General features: G+C 39.5%; 17 protein-coding genes and 1 riboswitch. Of the genes, 9 read left to right on the top strand and 8 right to left on the bottom strand.

What is annotated here, in order from left to right:
- Positions 1-138: 138 nt before the first annotated feature.
- Both A6754_RS16890 and A6754_RS16885 read right to left on the bottom strand, forming a co-directional pair.
- A complete protein-coding gene (locus A6754_RS16890) occupies positions 139-2763 on the bottom strand; it encodes a cation-translocating P-type ATPase (RefSeq protein WP_066448463.1) in 2625 nt (874 codons plus the stop codon).
- A gap of 271 nt (positions 2764-3034) precedes the next feature.
- A complete protein-coding gene (locus A6754_RS16885) occupies positions 3035-3358 on the bottom strand; it encodes a hypothetical protein (RefSeq protein WP_066448461.1) in 324 nt (107 codons plus the stop codon).
- Positions 3359-3583: 225 nt separating this feature from the next.
- Between A6754_RS16885 and A6754_RS16880 the strand changes: the two genes are divergently transcribed.
- Positions 3584-4441 carry an aldo/keto reductase gene (locus A6754_RS16880; protein WP_066448458.1) on the top strand — a complete coding sequence of 286 codons (858 nt, stop codon included), beginning with the start codon at positions 3584-3586 and terminating at the stop codon, positions 4439-4441.
- Between the two features lie 37 nt (positions 4442-4478).
- On the opposite strand, the gene A6754_RS16875 is transcribed toward A6754_RS16880, so the two are convergent.
- Positions 4479-6665: a diguanylate cyclase gene (locus tag A6754_RS16875; protein ID WP_066448451.1), complete on the bottom strand. Its 2187-nt coding sequence runs from the start codon at positions 6663-6665 to the stop codon at positions 4479-4481.
- An 85-nt stretch (positions 6666-6750) separates the two neighbouring features.
- Here A6754_RS16875 and A6754_RS16870 point away from each other — a divergent pair, with 85 nt between their 5' ends.
- The 5 genes from A6754_RS16870 to A6754_RS16850 all read left to right on the top strand — a co-directional run bounded on the left by A6754_RS16870 (position 6751) and on the right by A6754_RS16850 (position 11433).
- Positions 6751-7386, top strand: a complete 636-nt coding sequence (locus tag A6754_RS16870; RefSeq protein WP_066448449.1) for a C40 family peptidase — start codon at positions 6751-6753, stop codon at positions 7384-7386.
- A gap of 60 nt (positions 7387-7446) precedes the next feature.
- A riboswitch (PreQ1 riboswitch) is annotated at positions 7447-7493 on the top strand.
- A 140-nt stretch (positions 7494-7633) separates the two neighbouring features.
- Positions 7634-8170: a VUT family protein gene (locus A6754_RS16865; RefSeq protein ID WP_066448447.1), complete on the top strand. Its 537-nt coding sequence runs from the start codon at positions 7634-7636 to the stop codon at positions 8168-8170.
- Between the two features lie 111 nt (positions 8171-8281).
- Positions 8282-9277: a macro domain-containing protein gene (locus A6754_RS16860; RefSeq protein WP_066448443.1), complete on the top strand. Its 996-nt coding sequence runs from the start codon at positions 8282-8284 to the stop codon at positions 9275-9277.
- 77 nt (positions 9278-9354) lie between these two features.
- Positions 9355-9993: a vWA domain-containing protein gene (locus A6754_RS16855; protein WP_066448440.1), complete on the top strand. Its 639-nt coding sequence runs from the start codon at positions 9355-9357 to the stop codon at positions 9991-9993.
- Positions 9994-10782: 789 nt separating this feature from the next.
- On the top strand, positions 10783-11433 hold the full coding sequence (locus A6754_RS16850) for a YdeI/OmpD-associated family protein (RefSeq protein ID WP_066448433.1): 651 nt from the start codon (positions 10783-10785) through the stop codon (positions 11431-11433).
- A 50-nt stretch (positions 11434-11483) separates the two neighbouring features.
- On the opposite strand, the gene A6754_RS16845 is transcribed toward A6754_RS16850, so the two are convergent.
- Positions 11484-12680, bottom strand: a complete 1197-nt coding sequence (locus A6754_RS16845; protein ID WP_066448431.1) for a DUF2812 domain-containing protein — start codon at positions 12678-12680, stop codon at positions 11484-11486.
- Complete coding sequence (locus A6754_RS16840) at positions 12673-12993, bottom strand: PadR family transcriptional regulator (RefSeq protein ID WP_066448429.1); 321 nt, start codon at positions 12991-12993, stop codon at positions 12673-12675. The genes A6754_RS16845 and A6754_RS16840 overlap by 8 nt, the downstream gene beginning before the upstream one ends.
- A 369-nt stretch (positions 12994-13362) precedes the next feature.
- Here A6754_RS16840 and A6754_RS16835 point away from each other — a divergent pair, with 369 nt between their 5' ends.
- Positions 13363-14124, top strand: a complete 762-nt coding sequence (locus A6754_RS16835; protein ID WP_066448426.1) for an ABC transporter ATP-binding protein — start codon at positions 13363-13365, stop codon at positions 14122-14124.
- A complete protein-coding gene (locus tag A6754_RS16830; protein ID WP_066448423.1) occupies positions 14121-16061 on the top strand; it encodes an FtsX-like permease family protein in 1941 nt (646 codons plus the stop codon). Before A6754_RS16835 ends, A6754_RS16830 begins: the two co-directional genes overlap by 4 nt.
- Before the next feature lie 49 nt (positions 16062-16110).
- On the opposite strand, the gene A6754_RS16825 is transcribed toward A6754_RS16830, so the two are convergent.
- From A6754_RS16825 to A6754_RS16815, 3 genes are all read right to left on the bottom strand, one after another.
- A complete protein-coding gene (locus A6754_RS16825; protein ID WP_066451697.1) occupies positions 16111-16602 on the bottom strand; it encodes a pyridoxamine 5'-phosphate oxidase family protein in 492 nt (163 codons plus the stop codon).
- A 237-nt stretch (positions 16603-16839) separates the two neighbouring features.
- On the bottom strand, positions 16840-17838 hold the full coding sequence (locus tag A6754_RS16820) for a DUF3231 family protein (protein ID WP_066448420.1): 999 nt from the start codon (positions 17836-17838) through the stop codon (positions 16840-16842).
- A 79-nt stretch (positions 17839-17917) separates the two neighbouring features.
- Entirely contained in the window at positions 17918-18637 is a 720-nt protein-coding gene (locus tag A6754_RS16815; RefSeq protein ID WP_066448417.1) for a ZIP family transporter, read from the bottom strand.
- Between the two features lie 280 nt (positions 18638-18917).
- Between A6754_RS16815 and A6754_RS16810 the strand changes: the two genes are divergently transcribed.
- Positions 18918-19421 (top strand): hypothetical protein, encoded by a 504-nt coding sequence (locus A6754_RS16810; protein WP_066448415.1) that lies wholly within the window; start codon positions 18918-18920, stop codon positions 19419-19421.
- The last annotated feature ends 1 nt before the right edge of the window (position 19422 follow it).

Here is a 19422-nt window from a genome sequence, read left to right as displayed (position 1 = left end):
CGACATTTAAAAAAGAATAACGAATAACAGGTGCTTTATCATATAGAATTTTATGACATCAAATGTGATTGTAATGCAGCCACTACTAGAATAAAAAATGCCAGACACCATAGGAAAGGTACCTGGCATTTTTTTAGTTTAATTAAGGTTTTTCGGTCTGAAAATCAACTTCAAAATTTCCATCAGCACAAGTGCTCCGAATGCAAGACCCAATGCTGTCAGGAATTCCTGGAATCCAAATGTGGCTGGAATCGAGAAGATGTCACGCGTGAACGGTAATAGAGTGATTCCGTAAAGTACAAATCCTAATGCAACGGCACCAATTACATATTTGTTGCTGAAAAGTCCTGCTCCAATGGCTGTTTGTGTCGCAGAACGGGCAGCAAATGTCTGCAGGGTACGAGCTAGGATTAGTGTAGAGAATGCCAATGCTACTCCCATTTCTTCTGAATGCTGCAAGCCAAGGTAGTGTGCGATAATAACGGCGATTCCGATTAGAATACCTCTTGTTAACACTGCCCGCAGTGTACCGCCGGCAAAAATACCTTCATCAATATTACGCGGTTTCTTTTTCATGACACCAGGTTCAGATTTTTCCATGCCAAGTGCAATGGCTGGCAGAGAGTCGTTGACTAGGTTGATAAATAACAGCTGAATCGCTGTAAATGGGTTGGCCCAGCCAATGATCACTGCGAACAAGATCGCTATGATGGCGCCCAAGTTTCCAGCGAATAAATAGCCGATCGATTTTTTAATATTATCGAAAACGGTCCGTCCGACACTGACTGCGTTCACAATCGAGACAAAGTTGTCGTCTGTTAATATCATGGAAGAGGCGTCTTTTGCTACATCCGTACCGCTTCCCATTGCAATACCGATATCTGCCTGCTTGAGAGCAGGGGCGTCATTTACGCCATCACCGGTCATGGCAGTAATGCGATTTTTCTTTTGCCATGCACGGACAATCCTGATTTTATTTTCCGGTGAAACACGTGCGTAGACAGAGATGTCTTCTAATTTCCGGTCGAGCTCTTCGTCGGAAAGAGCATCTAATTCCTGACCTGTGAGAGCAATATCATCTTCATCCATCAGACCAATGTCTTTTCCGATTGCCTGTGCGGTCGTTTTATGATCACCTGTGATCATGATGGTGCGGATACCAGCCTGCTTTGCTTGCTCAATAGAACCATACACAGCTTCACGAGGCGGATCCATCATCGCCGTTAAGCCAACTAGTACTAAATCATTTTCATCTTCGTGTCCAATGCCGTGATGCTCCGGCAATTTTTTATACCCATAAGCGAGAACACGAAGGGCTTGCTTAGAATACTCTTCATTCATATCTTTAAACTGCTGCAGAAATTCATCTGTTAATACTTCTTCATTTCCATTGATCAGTACATGGCTGACCCGATTAAACATCACATCTGGACCGCCCTTTGTTAAGATCATCCGAGAGCCATTGATCGTGTAGACAGTCGACATTAACTTCCGGTCCGAATCAAACGGCAATTCTGCTTCGCGTTTGTTTTGATCACGGATTTCCTCAAAATCGTCTACATAGTTAATCAGCGCCACTTCAGTCGGATCGCCAACTTCTTTTCCTTCGTTGTTAATATAGGAATCATTACAGAGGACCATAATGTTGAAAAGCATTTCCTCACTGCTGTTCGGGTTTTCGAGCGGCTTATCTTTATTTCCTTCGCCAGGGATGTAATAGTTTGTCACTGTCATTTTGTTCTGTGTTAGGGTTCCTGTTTTATCTGTACAGATAACACTTGTAGATCCAAGCGTTTCGACTGCCGGCAGCTTTCGAATGATAGCGTGCTGTCTCGCCATTTTATTTGTTCCAACAGATAAAACAATCGTGACAATGGAGGACAGCGCTTCTGGGATCGCTGCTACGGCCACGGCTACTGCGAACATAAGAGACTCTAGGATAGCTGTTGTCATATCAGCTGTATTGCCGCCGAACCAGATTCGGCCTACCTCAACGGCAAAAATGAGAATACAGAGAATAAGGATCGCGATGCCGAGCTTCTTGCTGAACTCATCTAGCTTTCTCTGCAGAGGAGTTTGTTTCTCTTCTGCTGTGGCAATCATGTCGGCAATTTTACCGATTTCGGTTTTCTCCCCAGTGCCTGTCACCACAAAGGTGCCGCGTCCGTAAACGACTAACGAGCTGCTGAATACCATATTGCGGCGATCACCGAGTGGAGCATCTTCGCTGAGCGTATCGGTGTTTTTCTCAACCGCCTCCGATTCGCCCGTCAGCATGCCTTCATTCACCTTTAACGAGCCGCTTTCAAGAATCCGGCCGTCTGCAGGGATATGATCACCTGCTTCAAGGAAAACGATATCGCCCGAGACAAGCTCGCGAGCTGGTATGGTTTGTCTTTCACCGTTCCGGATCACTTTTGCATTTGGTGCCGACATACTCTGCAGGGCTTCAAGCGAACCTTCCGCCTTTTTCGTCTGAACAACACTGATAATTGAATTAATAATGAGCACTAGGAAAATAATTAAAGATTCAACGACTTCTCCAAGAACAAGTTGAACACCAGCCGCAATTAAAAGCACAATGACCATCGAGTCTTTAAATGTCTCTAAAAATAACTTCCAAGTCGGGACTTTTTCCTTCCCTTTAATTTCGTTATATCCATCTCTTTCTAAACGCTTATGTACTTCTTCCTGTGAGAGGCCATTTTCATTCGCCTGCAATTGCTGCAGTACATCTTCCTGATTTTCACGATAAAATTGCATTATATGGCTCCTTTCCTTTCCACTATTATTCGTATCCTATTCCCTTTTCATGCTTTTATTTAAACAGAAAGGGAAGGGATAAAAAAAGAGCAATAAACTAAAAGAATTATTAAGAAAATGTAAAAGGGTGAAGGAGGAATTCGTGTTTCAATAGAAAAGGGTAATAGAACCATTTTATTATGTATTCTGGATGGTGTACCAAATTAAGAAGATTGCAAAGGAAAATAATCGCCTTGAAAATAAAAAAAAAGCACCTTCTAAAGGAGCTTGATTAATTATCCAGTTGGCGTTCAATTTGGTAAACCTTACGTTCGAGTGTATTAATCTTGCTGTTTAAAAAATCATGATCTAAATCTGTTTTCTTTTTTTGATGTTGCAGGATTCCGACACCGTCTTCCGTTTGAGAAACTTCAATTCTGTTTACCGTATCTTCAACTCTTATAAGTCTAGAGTCTATTCCTTTAATGTCTGTATTCATCCCTTTGATATCACTTCGCATAACCTTCATATCACTTTGCATAACCTTCATATCACTCTGCATATCCTTCATATCGCTCTGCATCTGCAGCAGTAGATGATAGATTTTCTCTTCCATTAGGTTCACCTCCTCCTAGAATTCATTATATCGTAATTTGACATGGCCTTAAAGGTTTAATAGGCCGCTGGAGATTTATAACTATTAAGAGCATTAATATCGTATTTAGTCAGTTTTACTTTACAAATATAATCCGATTGTATTTAGAAGATTCTGTTACATCTCATGCGTTAATATGAAATTTTTCATTCAATCCTGTATGATAAAAAATAAAAGGAAAGGTTGATGACAATGAGCAAAACCATCACTTTACCCGACGGAACATCGCTGCCAAGTGTGGGACAAGGCACATGGTATATGGGTGAAAATTCACAAATGAAATCAAAGGAAGTCAAAGCACTGCAGCTTGGCATTGAGTTAGGCATGAATGTCATTGATACGGCGGAAATGTATGCTGAAGGAGGAGCGGAGCTGGTTGTTGGCGAAGCGCTCAAAGGAAGAAAAGACGATGTTTTCTTAGTATCCAAAGTTTATCCGCATAATGCTGGATTGAATTCTATTGAAAGAGCATGTGAAAACAGTTTAAAACGGCTGGGAACGGATCATCTCGATTTATATCTTTTACACTGGAGAGGTTCTGTCCCTTTAGCAGAAACCATTGAAGGAATGGAGAAGCTTAAGAAGGATGGAAAAATTGCGAGGTGGGGCGTATCGAATTTTGATACAGCGGATATGAAAGAGCTATGGAGTACAGAGAACGGCCAAAATTGTATGACCAATCAAGTGCTCTATCATTTAGGTTCTCGTGGAATTGATTATGATTTGGTTCCGTGGCAGCATGAGCATAATATGCCGATTATGGCCTATAGTCCACTCGCACAGGGTGGTTCCTTAAGACAGCAGCTGTTAACAGATCCAGTCATAAAGGAGATTGCAGAAAAGTATAATGCTGAGCCTTTGCAAATTGCTTTAGCATGGACCATACGGGCAGGCAATTGCCTGGCGATTCCTAAAGCAGTGCAGGAAGAACATGTACGGGCAAATGCTGCAGCAGCTGGTATCCCCTTAACTGATGACGATCTACACAGACTTGATGAGGTATTTCCGAAACCTACACGAAAAATGCCTTTGGATATTATTTAAAAGAGAAAAGGTGGCTGAGATCTTCAGCCACCTAGCATTATCTGACCTTCATTTCCGTGTTTAGCATAACTCGGTCTCGTCCTGCATTTTTAGCTCGGTACAAACATTCATCAGCTTCCAGAATCATATCCTTGATGGAAGTAATGCTGTTTCCTTTGTGAACACTAACGCCAATGCTGACTGTTAAAGACAGAGCTTGATTTCGATTTAAGAAAAGCGGATGTGAATGCAGTGACTTCCTCAATTCATTGGCCACATTGAGAACTTCCTGTTCTTTGACATGGCTAGTGACTACTATAAATTCTTCGCCACCATATCTGCCGACAAACCCATAATCCTTAAAGGTATCCACGATTCGATTGGCAACAAAGATAATGGCCTGATCTCCAATCGTATGACCGTATGTATCATTGACACGTTTAAAGTGATCAATGTCAATTAGTAGAATACTAACCTCTTGCTCCGCTTTCTGTGCCTCTTTTACCAGCATATTTGCTTTTTCTAAAAAGTACTTGCGGTTTAATACATTTGTAAGATGGTCGTACATAGCCGACTCTTTAAATGATGTATAATTCATAAGATTGTCCATTAAAACGGTAAATTGATCCTGGAAATAAGGAATCATTTTCTCCTTCTGATAGGGGTCAATTTGATCCTGATCCTCGCCACAGACAATAAGAAGACCTGTATGATTCTCACAAACAATCGGAATAGACAAGAACGTGCCAAATGTATCCTGAACGCCAAAAGAACTGGGCGTGATATCAGTTGCATAGATGATTCTTGATAGATATTGATCGTCAATATGAAAGCTGTCATCAAGAGATAAATCGCCATGCTGAACGATCACTTCCCATGCTGCATTCTTTTTCTGCAAATAGAATCCTTTTTCCAGCTTTGTCAGGTACAAGAGCGTGTAAAGTCCATTTTCCGCCAGCAGAGTATGTTCTTTCACACTGGACATCTGCTTAAAGAAATTCTGCATCAGTGTCTGCATGTAATATTTCTTTGACTCCATCTCTTTTTCAAGCGTGACACGTTTAATCTTGTCAGCAAGACCTAATGAAAGAACAAGGACTTCTACCATTGCGCCAATTTTTGGTGCATATAAGGTCAATGCATTGAGCGGCAGAATCTGATAAGCAGCCATCAGATTGAGTAAGATGCCTATTAACAAAAGCGACCATGCTGCAATATAAAACTTGGCTTCCCGTGTTCGCAGTCGCACTTTTATGACAATTAAGATGACAAAAAGGGCAAAGAGGGTAGCAATAATTGTACTAACCATTGTGGCCATTCCGATAGGTAAAACGAAAGGAATGATTAATGTAAAAGCACAAATGATCGTAAATACATGGACCATTTTATAGAGTCTTGGTGCAATGCCTTTCAGCTGCAGGAAATGCTTCGTAAACAGTAATCCAAACAGCGCAGCAAAAAGAATAAAAAATGAATTAGACCGGAGTGCCCACCAAGGATAATCGCCCCACAGCCACTCAAACGCATATCCATCCCAAATCGCCTGCAGGATCGTAAAACCAGCAATAAACAAGATATAATATAAGTACGTTTTTTCTCTTAGCGAGAGAAATAGAAAACTATTATAAATCATCATGGCAATCATAATGCCGTAAAAAAGACCAAACAGCATTTGCGAATCAGAATGGTTTGCTGAAAATGATACATAATTCCAAAGTGTGATCGGTGCCTGAAAGAAACTATCAGTTTCAATTTTTAAATAATAGGTATGTATGTCTTCAGATGAATCTAGGTGAAGCGGAAAAACGAGATTGCGATGTTTTATGATTCTCTCATCAAATGGCAGGCTGTAGCCGATCGTTTCTTGTAAATTAAGGCTGTCATTATTTTCACTATACAAGGAAACCAAGCTTAAATGCGGCTTTTGAATTTCGAGCAGCAGCTCTTTATCGCGGTCACTTGTATTTTGCATATCGATCTTGATCCAATAATCCAAATCGGCAATATCCCCATCGATATCCGCCTGACTGAAGGGAACAAATTGATCCTGCCTTTCGAGAATTTGATCTGGAGTAAGATCGTTTGAATCAACATACACAAGTATTTGGGAGGTCATGTCCTTTTCCGTAAAATCATTGCCGACGTTCACCGGATTTGCTTCAGCATAAGAGGCTGAAATAGGAAAGAACAATGTAAAAAGGACAATGAGAACAAAGTAGTGATATTTTTTGAAAACTGGTTTCATTGAATTGACTCCCGTTTCATGAAATATTGGTATCATTATAACATGATAGTGTCAAATTTTAGCATATTATTTTAGGCGGAATGTCATGAAAACAGAAACGTATGATCAACTTTTGCCATTATTAAAAACAGGCGATTTAATTTTATTCAGCGGAAAATATGAGATGAGCAAGTTAGTGGAAAAGCTGGAGCACAACAAATGGTCGCATGTGGGGATGGTGGTGCGTCCTGATCCAGATGGTGAGGTTTATTTCTTTGAATCGACCGCCCTTGTAAATCTGGAGGATGAATGGTTTCATGATCATGAGACAGGACCAAAGGTTGTCAAACTGCTGGATCGGCTTAAAACGTACGGCCAGGATGTAGAACCCTACGTGGCACCGGAATATGCCGTGCGCACCTTAACTATGAAAAACAAAATCGATGATCAAAAGCTCTATGACTATATCAAAAGCGTGCATGGAATCCCCAATCCAAGTGAATGGTCAATGATTGAAGAAGTAATTGAAGGCAGAATGTTTCATATTACTTCAAAAAGGAATGATTACACCTGCAGCAAGTTGATCGCAGAAACTTATTTAACATTAGGGATCACGTCGTTTTCCATGCCGTTAAACGGACTAATGCCAAAGGATTTTTCGTCAGCAGGACATATAAAAATAAAAGACGGAGAGTTAGGAGAAGAGATATTGATTCAGTTAGAGGAAGAGGTTGCTACTTGAAATTTTCATTGACAGACCTCTGTCCCATAAGATAATATTAAACTCAATTGCATAACCCGATCGGGAGAGGTTCCTAGCTTAAACCCTCTATAAAAAACTATGGATTGCTGTGTCCATGTGGTCACAGCTTTTTATTTTTTTGATAGAAAGATTGTCTAGGCCTCTCTGTGAAGTTCTGTAGAACTTTGCTGGGAGGTCTTTTTTCGTTCGGTTATCATATAAAACTGTAGCATCAGGAGGAGTATACATGAGAATTTTATTGTATTTATTATCTATTGTTATTGCCAATGTGGTAACAGCTAAATTTGCGCCATTGGCTGTAGGGATTTTCATGATCCCTATGGGTACGCTGTTTATTGGAGCGACCTTTATTTTCCGTGATCTTGTCCAAAATAAATATGGAAGATCAAAGACGTACTTATTTATTTTTACAGCATTAATCCTGTCTGGAATCGTGTCATTCCTGCTTGGAGATACATTGATGATTGTGGTTGCATCCGCTATTTCGTTCTTAATTGCAGAAACAGCTGATACGGAAATCTATACGCGTTTAAAGCTGCCATTTGCATGGCGTGTTTTCTACAGCGGTGTTGTCGGCGGCTTGCTGGATTCAGTTGTGTTTGTTGTAATCGGCTTAAGTCCATTAGGTGCAAACATGCTCCCATGGGAAGCAGTGCCGGCAGCAATTGTTGGTCAAATATTGGCGAAAACGATTATTCAAATGATTGCAGCACTGATTATTCATCGTATTCATACTGGAAAAGAGAATAAGATGGCGTTTTAAGTTTCAGAGGAATCTATTGATCAAAATAGGTTCCTTTTTTATGTCCCCAGAATGCTGTTGTCCCAGAGCAGTGTCGATGCTATGCTTTTAGTAAAAAAAGGAGTTTCATTTATGCCTTTGGAAATCGTTCGCCAGGATCTTACAGTCATGAATGTAGATGCCATCGTCAATGCAGCCAATAAGAAATTGCAAATGGGCGGCGGTGTTTGCGGTGCTATTTTTCAAGCAGCCGGAGTTGAGGAGTTAACAGAAGCATGCGACAAAATCGGGGGATGTGCAGTCGGGGAAGCCGTGATAACCAATGGATTTAAGCTGCCTGCCAAATATATTATCCATACACCTGGTCCCATTTGGAAGGGCGGTATACAGCGGGAAGCAGAATTGCTGCGGAATTCTTATAAGCAATCATTAGAACTGGCACATACATATCAATGTAAGTCCATTGCATTTCCACTGATTTCAACAGGAATATACGGATTTCCTAAAGAAGAGGCTCTGCAAATTGCCATTTCGGCCATCAGCACCTTTTTAATGCAGCATGAAATGCATGTTTATTTAGTTGTATTTGATCAGCAATCGTTTGGCCTGAGTCAGAAGCTTTTTCATTCCATTCAGGAATATATTGATGAGTATTATGTGGAGGAAGCTAGTGCTCTCTATGAGGGCAGAGAAGCACGCTTTGTAACGGAACAACTTAGAGAGCATGATTATGTTAAGCAAAGTGAGGATATTGAAGAAAGCAGTCTAATGCAGTTAATTGATGAACTCGATGAATCGTTTTCGGCACGCCTGCTTCGCCTCATTGACGAAAGAGGAATAAGCGATGTGGATGCTTATAAAAGAGCAAATATTGATCGCCGTCTGTTTTCAAAGATCCGCAAGGAAGACAGTTATAATCCGAAAAAGAAAACCGCTATCGCCTTTGCGATCGCTCTGGAGCTGGATGAAGATGAAACCAATGCTCTGCTGTCAGCAGCAGGATATACTTTGTCACACAGCAGTAAATTTGATGTAATCGTGAAATTTTTTATCACCCAGCAGAAGTATGATATCCATGAAATCAATGAAGCATTATTTCGATTTGATCAGCCTTTGCTCGGTGCTTAGAAAATGTCGCTTTTGAAGCGACCACTTCATTTTGAAAACTTGATATCCTTCCATTATAGATAAGGAGGGTATTAAACATGAAAAACAAAGTAACTGAAGTTGTATTTATTTTAGACAAAAGCGGATCAATGGCAGGGCTCGAGGCAGACACGATTGGCGGCTATAATTCGATGTTGAAAAAGCAGAAAAAAGCTGAAGGAGAGGCGTTTGTAACGACCGTATTATTCAACAATGGATATGAATTATTACATGACCGCGTTTCTGTAAAAAATATAAAAAAACTAACAGAAAGCGATTATGAAGTAAGCGGGACGACCGCATTAATTGATGCGATCGGGTTTTCGATTCAAAAAACTGTTCAAGAGCAGAAGAAGAAAGAGCGTGCAGATCATGTCCTCTTTGTGATTACCACAGATGGAATGGAAAATGCCAGCCGGGAATTCACCTCTGAACAAGTGAAAAAAATGATTCAGCATCAGAAAGAAAAATATGACTGGACCTTTATTTTTCTCGGAGCCAATATTAATGCCGTTGAAACTGCTGGGTACTTTGGCATTGATAAAGATTTTGCCGTGGATTACCATGCTGATGGAGAAGGTACGAAACTAAATTATGAAATCCTGAGCGAGGCAGTATTGAGCGTACGGTATGGTAAAGGGATTGATCCTAGCTGGAAAGAGGGAATTGAACGGGATTTTACTGAGCGGAGTAAATGATAATAGGTTATAAGGTGTCCTGAATCTTTGGTGATTTAGGGCATTATTTATTTTGTGCTTTACTATATAGGGGAGGGGGTAATATAGACAGTTGATGGAATTAGGTAGTTTCGTTTTGAAGGAGAGAGAAGGGGGATTGAATCCTTTCTTTATGTAGAGAAGGACAAAATGCTTGGGCCAGTTTTGTGATGGTGTCTTTCGTCTTTTATAATGTATTGAGTTTTCGTGAAAATAGAGGGAAGAATTCCGCCTATTTAGAGAAATAGCTATATTTTCCTCTAAATAAGAGGAGTTTTTCCGCTTAAATGGACAAAGTCATTAAAATTCGGTTCATTTTTTGAAGATAGCCGGAATTTCTCCCTTTATTTTTGCTATTTGAGGCCTTTATTTCAAAATAACCGGAATTTCTCCGCTTATTCATTCCTAGACCTTTTGGAGAAACAACATGATAAAGGATTGAAGGTCGCAGCTTAGCCGAGTGATGTATGTGCAAACAATAGTAGTATTGAGTTATAGATACGGAGCACTGTATAATCATTAGCATAGAAGATTTCGGGGAGATAAGAGCCGGCAAAGTGCCCGTGGGCAAGTGAAAAGAGAGCTGGCGGGAACTAAAGAGCCGGCAAAGTGCCCGTCAGCAAGCGAAAAGAGAGCTGAGGGGAACTAAAGATCAAGCAAAGTGCCCGTCAGCAAACGAAAAGAGAGCCGAAAGGAACATAAGCGCCAACGCCTACGTAAATTTCCTCCCCAGCAGTATCTACATAAACGTCTAAAAGGAGTAATATCATAATGACAATCCTTGATAAATTAAACCTAACCAAATACAACAATCTAACGGTGCTAAATCAGCCGGAAGACTATGATTTATTTAACGGCTTCAAGACTGAGCTGACCGGAGATCATGATGCGATTTTTATTTTTATAGAGTCTATCAATCAAATGGTTGAGCATACAAATCGTATCATTCAAGAGGGGCAATTAGTTGAAGAAGGGTATTTGTTTTTTGCTTATCCGAAAAAAGGGAATAAGCGGTTTGATACGCACATACACCGTGATGAGATCTTTCCGGCCATGATGGTTGGAGAGGATGGCTATGTGGATGACAGTGATATCAAGTTTGCTCGGATGGTAAGCATGGATGATGTTTTTACGGTGATTGGATTGAAACGTGAAAAGAAGAAAGCGAAAAAATCCTCCGCTGCAAGCCAATGTGTGGCGGATTACGAAGATCAGATACAAGATGTAGAAAAACTGCTGACCGATCATCCTGATGAGTTAGGTTTTTATCAATCGTTAACACCAGGCTATAAGCGGGATTGGGCACGGTATATCTTTTCAGCAAAGCAGCAGAAAACGCGTGACAGCCGACAGGCACAAATGGTCGAGATCTTATCTAAAGGATTTAAGACTGTTGATTTGTACAGGCAGGGCAAGAAATAATATAGAAGAAAAAAGCTTACAGACCTAGATTCTGTAAGCTTTTTTCGTTTCTACTCGGAAATCAATTTGATCTTTTCAACTGTGTTTTCAATTATGGTTTCTATATTTGTGTGACCGTAATAGGAAGCATACATAACAGCATTTCCTTTATGCGCAAACACCATTTTTGTTTTATGCTTATCATAAGTAATCAAAAGATCCAATTCAGGATGAGAGGTTTCTATAAAATCTTCTCGTTCAGTTTGAAAACTTCTGCTTTGTATTAAATCCGAAATTACTGGCTCTGCCAAGGAAGGAAAGCGCAGCTGGTATACTTTTGTATCAAGTGAAGACGAATATTCTTCTCCATATTTCTGAATTTCACCCGGTATGAATCCGTGTTCAGAAGTTTCATATTGCAGGGGGGCAAGAGGACTCCAATTAAAAGAATATTGATTTCCACGATCTACATCGTCATTAAAAAAGACAGGTTCTTCCCTGATAAAATCCGGGTCATTCTCTAAATCTGCTAATCTGATAAACGGTAGGTCGGGGCTGCTTTCCGGCAATGTTTTCGTATCTATTTTTGCCAGCTGAAAAATTGGAATGATTGCAATTAGTCCCATTACGATTGTAAGCAGTATGCCTATAATAATTTGTGTTTGGAATCGTTTTTTCCAAGGTGCATGGTGGTCAATCGGTTTTCCTTCAATTAGGTTTCTGCGCAGTTTGCGAATGGATATGGCTGCTTGAAGTGAAAGGTATGTTGAATAAAGTAAAAACAGTCCAAAAATGACTTGAAAAACTGCGCTCCCCTCGATTAAGACCAGAGTAGGTGTTTCATCAAGAAACCAAACTGCGGCTTGCATTCCGATTAGTAAAAGCATGCCAGTAATCGTTATGATTGTGCTAAAAGTTAACTTAGTATCCAGAGTCTCGATTGTAAAAGCCTGCTCAGCCGGATCGGTATGAAGTTCTGGTGCCTGCAGATCTGCAGGGGACGAAAAGACATGAAATAAATTATAGCTCGTTACATATTCCCAGCCGTTTTCTGCATACATTTGCTTTTGTTCGGATGTTATCTCGTCTCCCGAATTCACTTCAATTCGGTAGCGCATTTTCTTTGGGTCCCCTTTAACAAACTTGGCAAAAGGAATCCCCATCTTTTTAAGAAAAAAACCATGGGCAGCCATGTCTGCAAACCAGCTTTCATGTTCTCCGATTCGCCAATTGTCATTGGGACGCAGCTTGTAGACAGCTTTAGTCATTTTCATCACCACCCTCTAAAATCCTGCTATCTTCAATCATCGCTTTTAATCGGTCATGCTCCAGCCGAAGTGCTTTTTCTCCTTCTGCTGTTATTTCATACGTTTTTCTTCTTCTATCCTCTTCCGTTAAAGAAATGAGTCCATCTTTTTGCATCCTTGAAAGGACACCGTAAAGAGTGCCAGGACCCATATTTACTCGGCCATTGGACACTTCTGCAATCGAATGCATGAGCTGATATCCATGATTGGGACGCATTAACGCCAGAAGAACATAATACATCGCTTCTGTCATTGGTCCGCCGTTATAGGCCATTTCAATCATCCTTTAAAAAGTTATTATGTTACACGTTATATCGTCTAACATAATAGTAAAGGGATTTTTATCCAGTGTCAACCTTAATTGGAAAATAAAAGAAGACATAAAGCGGCGCAGTGAGTCGACAAATTTCGGGGCGTCACTGTGACGCCCCGAAGAACGCCCCGAAGAACGCCCCGAAGAACGCCCCGAAGAACGCCCCGAAGAACGCCCCGAAGAACGCCCCGAAGAACGCCCACAAGAACTTCGTAAGATTTAAAGCAGAAAAAAAGAAGATTTTTGTTATGTATTCCAAATAATGTTTGCCATAGTTTTCAGTATGATAAAGGCACTAAGACAAAGGTTTTTTATTCGGAGGGATATGTAATGGGAATTTTAAAGGTTCAAAATGTAAAGAAGGTTTATAAATCCCGCAGAGGAGCAAGGGTAGAAGCACTCTCTGATATCAGCTTCACTGTGAATAAAGGCGAATATATTGCCATTATGGGAGAGTCTGGTTCGGGGAAAACAACGCTGCTGAATATTTTAGCTTCTTTAGATGAAGTGACAGATGGGGAGGTACTTCTTGAGGGGATGAACTATAAGCATATTCCTAATGATGAATTGGCTGCATTTCGCAGGCAGCATTTAGGATTTGTGTTTCAGGATTTTAATTTGTTAGATCAATTCACCTTGAAGGATAACATTTTCCTACCGCTAGTAATGGCTAACCTTCGTGTAAAAGAGATGAATGCAAAGATTAAGGATATAGCTGCTGCATTGGAGATTGAACATATTTTAAATAAATATCCATACGAAGTTTCTGGAGGTCAGCAGCAGAGAGCAGCTGTTGCTCGCGCATTAATTACATCACCAAGCTTGATTCTGGCAGATGAACCAACCGGTGCTCTTGATTCCCGTTCTGCACAGGAGCTATTGGACTTATTTGCAGCGTTTCATCAAGCAGGCCAAACCATTATTATGGTCACACATAGTGTGTATGCGGCTAGTAAAGCAAGCCGTGTGCTGTTCATTAAAGATGGAAAAATAAATAATGAAATCAAAAAAAATGCTATGAATGAAGACATAACCCAACAGATATTTGATATGCAGTCAGCAGCAGTTACGAGAAGGAGTACCAGTCTATGAATAAAAATTTATATGGTAAATTAGCGCTGACAAACATTAAGAAGAATCGCTTAATGTTTCTGCCATATATTATTACTTGTATAGTTACCATTGCATTATTTTATACAATGAACAGCTTGGTGAATGATACAGCTTTGAAAAACATTCCAGGAGGAAATTTTACGATCGATGTAATGAAATTTGGAAGCTTATTGTTTACAATCCTTTCTTTGTTTTTTTTGCTATATGCGAATAGCTTTATTTTTAAGAGAAGAAAAAAGGAGTTTGGGCTTTATCATTTACTTGGAATGGAGAAAAGGCATGTTAGAAAACTATTGAGGCTGGAAAATCTTCTGATTGCACTGCTGACCATCCTAGCTGGAATAATAATTGGACTAGTGTTTACCCAAGTTGTAGGCTTAGCTATGTCTATGACAATGAAAGCTCCCTTGGCGTCAAACATCATTTCTATATTAGCAATTATAAAAACGATCGGCACCTTTATCATTATTTTCTTCATCATTTACTTATATAACGTAAAACAGATTCACTCTGTTCATATCATAGAATTAATGAAAGGCGGACAATCCGGGGAGCGGGAGCCAAAGGCAAAATATCTGTTAGCTTTACTTGGCTGTATCCTTTTAATTGCCGGATATCTATTATCATTTACTGTTAACAATCCAAAGCTAGATTTAAATGCGATGATAACAGCGGTCGTGTTTGTTGTAGCAGCAACGTATCTGCTTTTTATTGCATTCAGCGTTGTGCTGCTTAAAATGCTGCAAAGAAATGAAAGCTTTTATTATAACAAGGATTATTTTACCCTTATTTCAACTATGCTTTACCGGATGAAACAAAATGCTGTTGGCTTATCAAATATTACTATATTAAGCACAGCAACAATGATTGTGATGACTACAACAATTTCCTTATATTTTGGTGTTAATACGATGGTGAATAATACGTTTCAGTTCGATGTGTCTATAACGAATACAACAGAACATGAAGCGGAGCAGCAGCAACTGCAATCATTTATTGATAATCAAAAAGAGAGGTTTAATGTTGACATCGCATCACTTATTTCTTATCGGGGCGGACAGTTTGCCGCGGATTTAACAGGAGATGGGAAGGAGGATTTTTTCCGTATTCTTCCCTTGGAGGATTTTAACACACTAACAAACGAAAGAATAACGTTAGCTTCCAATGAAGTACTTCTTCTAAAATCTAAAGAAACTGCAGAATTACAAAGCATTAATTTAAATGATGAATCATTTAAGGTGAAAGATAAGGTCGAGGAGCTGCCGTTTGATACATCTTTAGCTGACAATATAGAAGATAGCTGGATTTATGTCGTTGCATCGTTAACAGGTGAGTTTGCGCAAGCTGCAGATTTAGAAAACTCATTGACGATGTATCAGGATTTTAATTTACAAGGAGATTCAAAGCAGGTAAATGAATTTTCCCATGCAATCGCTGATGAGGCTGAAACGATTGGCAATGTGTATGTTGAGGCAAAGTCAATTTACAAAGAAACGGTGTTAGGCAGTTTTGGCGGTTTGTTGTTTCTAGGTATTTTTATTAGCGTCATTTTGTTTGCGGAGACAGCTTTAATGCTTTATTATAAGCAAATTTCGGAAGGGTATGATGATCGTCATCGCTTTGCCATTATGAAAAAAGTTGGAATGAGTGAAAAAGAGCTTAAAAGAACCATTAGCAGGCAGACGCTTATCATGTTTTTGGCTCCGCTTGCAGTAGCTGTCATCCATTTAGCAGCAGTATTGCCTCTTGTGATGAAGATCATTGGGTTCACAGCAGCAATGGATCATACAATGGTTGTGTTAGGAAGTGCTCTTTTTGCAGTAATCCTTTTTACCATTATTTATGGAGTAACATTTCGTTTTACAGAGAAAAACTATCTGAGGATTATCTTGCATTCATCCAAATTGAAACCTTAATAGTGCATAGAAAATGGATTGTCCAATTATCGGACAATCCATTTTCTGCTTATTTATTATTCAATTCAATCGTTTCATTTGTATCTGTGGATCGGGAACTTTGCCCTGTCATGCGTTTATATAGGAATGCCACTTTTTTGGTGAAATTGCCGGTTTCCCAATATTCAGCTGCTTCGGCTTCAACTTTAATTAAGACAACGTTCGGGTCATCGTAAGAAGTTTGCATAATCTTTTCAAGTACTTTGTTCCACAGTTCTTTTTTCTTGTTTATATCCTGAACAATTTCAGCTCTTCCGCGGACAGAAACATAGGATTTTCCGGCATAAGCGACATTCACATCTTGGTCATGCATGATTTCTTCATATTTATCTGTTTCTTTTTTTGTAAAAAACCATAAGTCACCATCAAACTCGACTTCCTGTGTTTTCATCGGACGGGATACAAGACCATCTTCAGATACCGTTGTCAGCATGGCTGTATCGATGTCTTTAATTAATTCTCTTAACGTTTCAAGTTCTTCTTGTTTTAACATGTTGAACATCTCCTTCACTACATTAGTCTCTATAGAGGTAAACTACCCTTTACACAAACTTTTATGCATAAGTCGAGGTTGGTAAAAGGAACTTGCTGAAAAGAAGCGAAATAATAACCATTGAGTTTTTAGGAGGAATATAATGGGATATATTTCTGAGCTGAGGAAGCAGATTGGCAGCTGACCGACATTTTTAGTGAAGTCAAAAAAAACACCCTAACTACCAGAAAGGGCTCGTAGTTAGGGTTATTTCGAAATTTCTTTTCTATTCGGTGCAAGGGGTGGCTGTTCTAGCCATTTGTTTTTGACCATAATGTCAAACCAATCTTTTGTAACTAGAAGGTTCTGTAAAATAGTTGCTTCGTAAGTGGCGATTAGATCGGATCTCATCGATGATGCCAAACCTGCACCATGATAGTTTTGCGCTGCCTGGAATAAGAATCCCGTATGATACATAATTAATTTATCGGAAAATGGAGAATCGTTCGATTGAGTAACTTCCGTTTCCCATGATTTTGGAACAGGCAGATTATCTGCTTGCAGTATTTTTGCAAGTGTTTTGATTTGTCCATCGGCCGTCTTTTCTGAGTCACGCAGAAATTTCTTCACTTCTTTTGCTTGTGCGATCTGACTAAACGCTATAGAGAGCGTTTTGGCCATAATGCTTTTTTTGAGGTTTAAAGAAATACTGATAATTTCAATTGCTGAAAGGGTTCTGCCTTTGCCAAAGAAGCCATCCTTAAAATCCTTACTGGAAATAAAAGTGGGGTGGTCATAGGCATAATATAACGGATCACGCTGAAATAGACCTTTTTCAAGCAAGAGATCAGTTGTTTTGTGATACATATCTTTGGCAGCGTCATCGCATGAATCATAGAATAGTCTTAAGTCTTTTCTGACAGAGACGCCTAATGAAGTGCTGTGCCCTAATAAACCGTGCAAGGTCATGATATTTAAATAATTTAGACAAAATGCATCTGTGAATAATCGCTGTTTACCTGGGAAGAAATCGGTCTCATTAAATCCGATCGGTACAGGAAAACCTTCTTTCTCAATAAAAGTCTTAATTTGTTCCTTCTGACTTTCAAATGTTTGGATCGCTTCATGAAAAATCGCCTTAATTGCTTCGTCCTCAATAATAGAGTACATATACTTATTGACGATATCTGTGGCTGTTCCATTTATGTACTCTCCCCACAAGGAGCCAATCTCAGAGGAGGTAAGCTTCATTTTTTCCATCTCCATATATTCACCTCACCGATAATATTTCCTTATATTGAAAAAATATAATCTTTGCAGAGAGTTTGTTTTCAGCTGAGTTTTTTTAAACTAAGAGCAGTGTTGTATACCCAACCACCCCTAAAAAGAAGGCAGCAAAGCTGCTTTTCCGTTCTTCAGGCAGCTCTTCTTTTAGCACATTCAGCACAATGCCGCCAGCCAAACATGCGGTAAGGAGGGAGATATAGACTTCTTCCAATTTTACAAAGGCGCCGACGGTCCAGCCGATCAAAATGGCAAACGTTAATCCCCAGCGGCCATAATGGTCATAGATATCCTGGTGATCTTTGCGCAAACTATGGTCATTCGTCACGAAATGTACGGCCAGTGCCAAAAAGTAAAAGAACATCCCCCAAACACTTTCGAATTCTTCTCTGACCAATAGGTATCCAATCAGTGCATTGTATAAGAAAAAGGAAGTGATATGAATCCAAAATACACCTGGGCTTGTTTGTTCGTTTTTGCTCGATTTTGAGTTTTTTACCATTTTTTCAAGTCCGTAAAATAAGGCAAGTCCCAGCAGTGCAATAATGTAAGCGTGATTCTCAAGGAATTTAAATAACCCTGGACTTGCTGCTTCTTCAAGAACCTGCTGATGCTTGCTTAAGTCTGGCAGAAGATGAATAAACACATAAGCAACAGCGACACCGCCGGCTGCTGAAAGAAAACGGCTTCTTGGAATGGCTTTAATAAACCTCATATATTTTGAAAAATAGTGAATCAGGGTAAAGCCTAGTGCAAAAATAAAGCTAAGCAGCATTTCCATATGTATAACCTCCCTTGTTTGATACTTTTATAAGTGCTATTCACCAATTGTTTAAAAATCAAACAAAGCAGGGAGAGGAACCATCTTATTTCACCAATCATTAGACAATATAAAACGCCTCCTGGCAAAAGAGAGGATCTATCACTGCCAAGAGGCGTATTTACGTCGACAAAGTTCGAGCTTTTTTCGGGGCGTAACAGTGACTGCTAATACATATCTTCCTCGCGACTGGTTATTTTAATAAAGATATTGAATCAAGCTATGGACTAGGGAGATCATTATGAAGAAGAAAAATCATGTAATTTTAAATGTAGGAATGATTGGATTGTCATGGTTCATCATACTTCTTTTCGGCAAAGAAAGTATTAAAAAGTATTTGCCGGCATCTATCCTAATTTTATTAGTTGAGAATCTACATGCTGCACATGGAAAAAAGCAGAGATGGTGGGTTTTCTATAACAAACCGAAATCGTATTTCTTTGGAGAATTCCCTTATCAAATTGGTCCTTTTCTTATGCTGGCTCTGTGGACATTGAAAAAAACATATGGTGATTTCAAACCTTTTATTCTGCTCAACGCTGCTATAAGTGCTTTCTTTGCATTCCCATTAACATATATGGCAAAACAAATAAAATATTATCGCTTAAATCGGATCAATCATGTCCAGTTTTTCTTCTACTTTTTCTACAAGGCATTCCTATTATATGGTTTTCAATATTTGATTGAACGTGGTTTTCGAACAGGGAAAAGGCAGGAACCTGAGTTATTACCTTTTACTGAATAGC

Origin of the sequence: Cytobacillus gottheilii, from assembly GCF_001636345.1 — a bacterium.
GTDB classification, from domain to species: domain Bacteria; phylum Bacillota; class Bacilli; order Bacillales; family Cytobacillaceae; genus Cytobacillus; species Cytobacillus gottheilii.
This window is presented reverse-complemented; position numbering and strand designations above follow the sequence as displayed.

Bases quoted from the DNA above. Each gene is read 5' to 3' on its own strand.
- A6754_RS16860 (WP_066448443.1), top strand. From the start codon at position 8,282: ATGCCTTTGGAAATCGTTCGCCAGGATCTTACAGTCATGAATGTAGAT.
- A6754_RS16835 (WP_066448426.1), top strand. From the start codon at position 13,363: ATGGGAATTTTAAAGGTTCAAAATGTAAAGAAGGTTTATAAATCCCGC.
- A6754_RS16890 (WP_066448463.1), bottom strand. From the start codon at position 2,763: ATGCAATTTTATCGTGAAAATCAGGAAGATGTACTGCAGCAATTGCAG.
- A6754_RS16865 (WP_066448447.1), top strand. From the start codon at position 7,634: ATGAGAATTTTATTGTATTTATTATCTATTGTTATTGCCAATGTGGTA.
- A6754_RS16875 (WP_066448451.1), bottom strand. From the start codon at position 6,665: ATGAAACCAGTTTTCAAAAAATATCACTACTTTGTTCTCATTGTCCTT.
- A6754_RS16840 (WP_066448429.1), bottom strand. From the start codon at position 12,993: ATGGCCTATAACGGCGGACCAATGACAGAAGCGATGTATTATGTTCTT.
- A6754_RS16880 (WP_066448458.1), top strand. From the start codon at position 3,584: ATGACAATGAGCAAAACCATCACTTTACCCGACGGAACATCGCTGCCA.
- A6754_RS16820 (WP_066448420.1), bottom strand. From the start codon at position 17,838: ATGGAGATGGAAAAAATGAAGCTTACCTCCTCTGAGATTGGCTCCTTG.
- A6754_RS16810 (WP_066448415.1), top strand. From the start codon at position 18,918: ATGAAGAAGAAAAATCATGTAATTTTAAATGTAGGAATGATTGGATTG.
- A6754_RS16830 (WP_066448423.1), top strand. From the start codon at position 14,121: ATGAATAAAAATTTATATGGTAAATTAGCGCTGACAAACATTAAGAAG.
- A6754_RS16825 (WP_066451697.1), bottom strand. From the start codon at position 16,602: ATGTTCAACATGTTAAAACAAGAAGAACTTGAAACGTTAAGAGAATTA.
- A6754_RS16855 (WP_066448440.1), top strand. From the start codon at position 9,355: ATGAAAAACAAAGTAACTGAAGTTGTATTTATTTTAGACAAAAGCGGA.
- A6754_RS16850 (WP_066448433.1), top strand. From the start codon at position 10,783: ATGACAATCCTTGATAAATTAAACCTAACCAAATACAACAATCTAACG.
- A6754_RS16845 (WP_066448431.1), bottom strand. From the start codon at position 12,680: ATGACTAAAGCTGTCTACAAGCTGCGTCCCAATGACAATTGGCGAATC.
- A6754_RS16815 (WP_066448417.1), bottom strand. From the start codon at position 18,637: ATGGAAATGCTGCTTAGCTTTATTTTTGCACTAGGCTTTACCCTGATT.
- A6754_RS16885 (WP_066448461.1), bottom strand. From the start codon at position 3,358: ATGGAAGAGAAAATCTATCATCTACTGCTGCAGATGCAGAGCGATATG.
- A6754_RS16870 (WP_066448449.1), top strand. From the start codon at position 6,751: ATGAAAACAGAAACGTATGATCAACTTTTGCCATTATTAAAAACAGGC.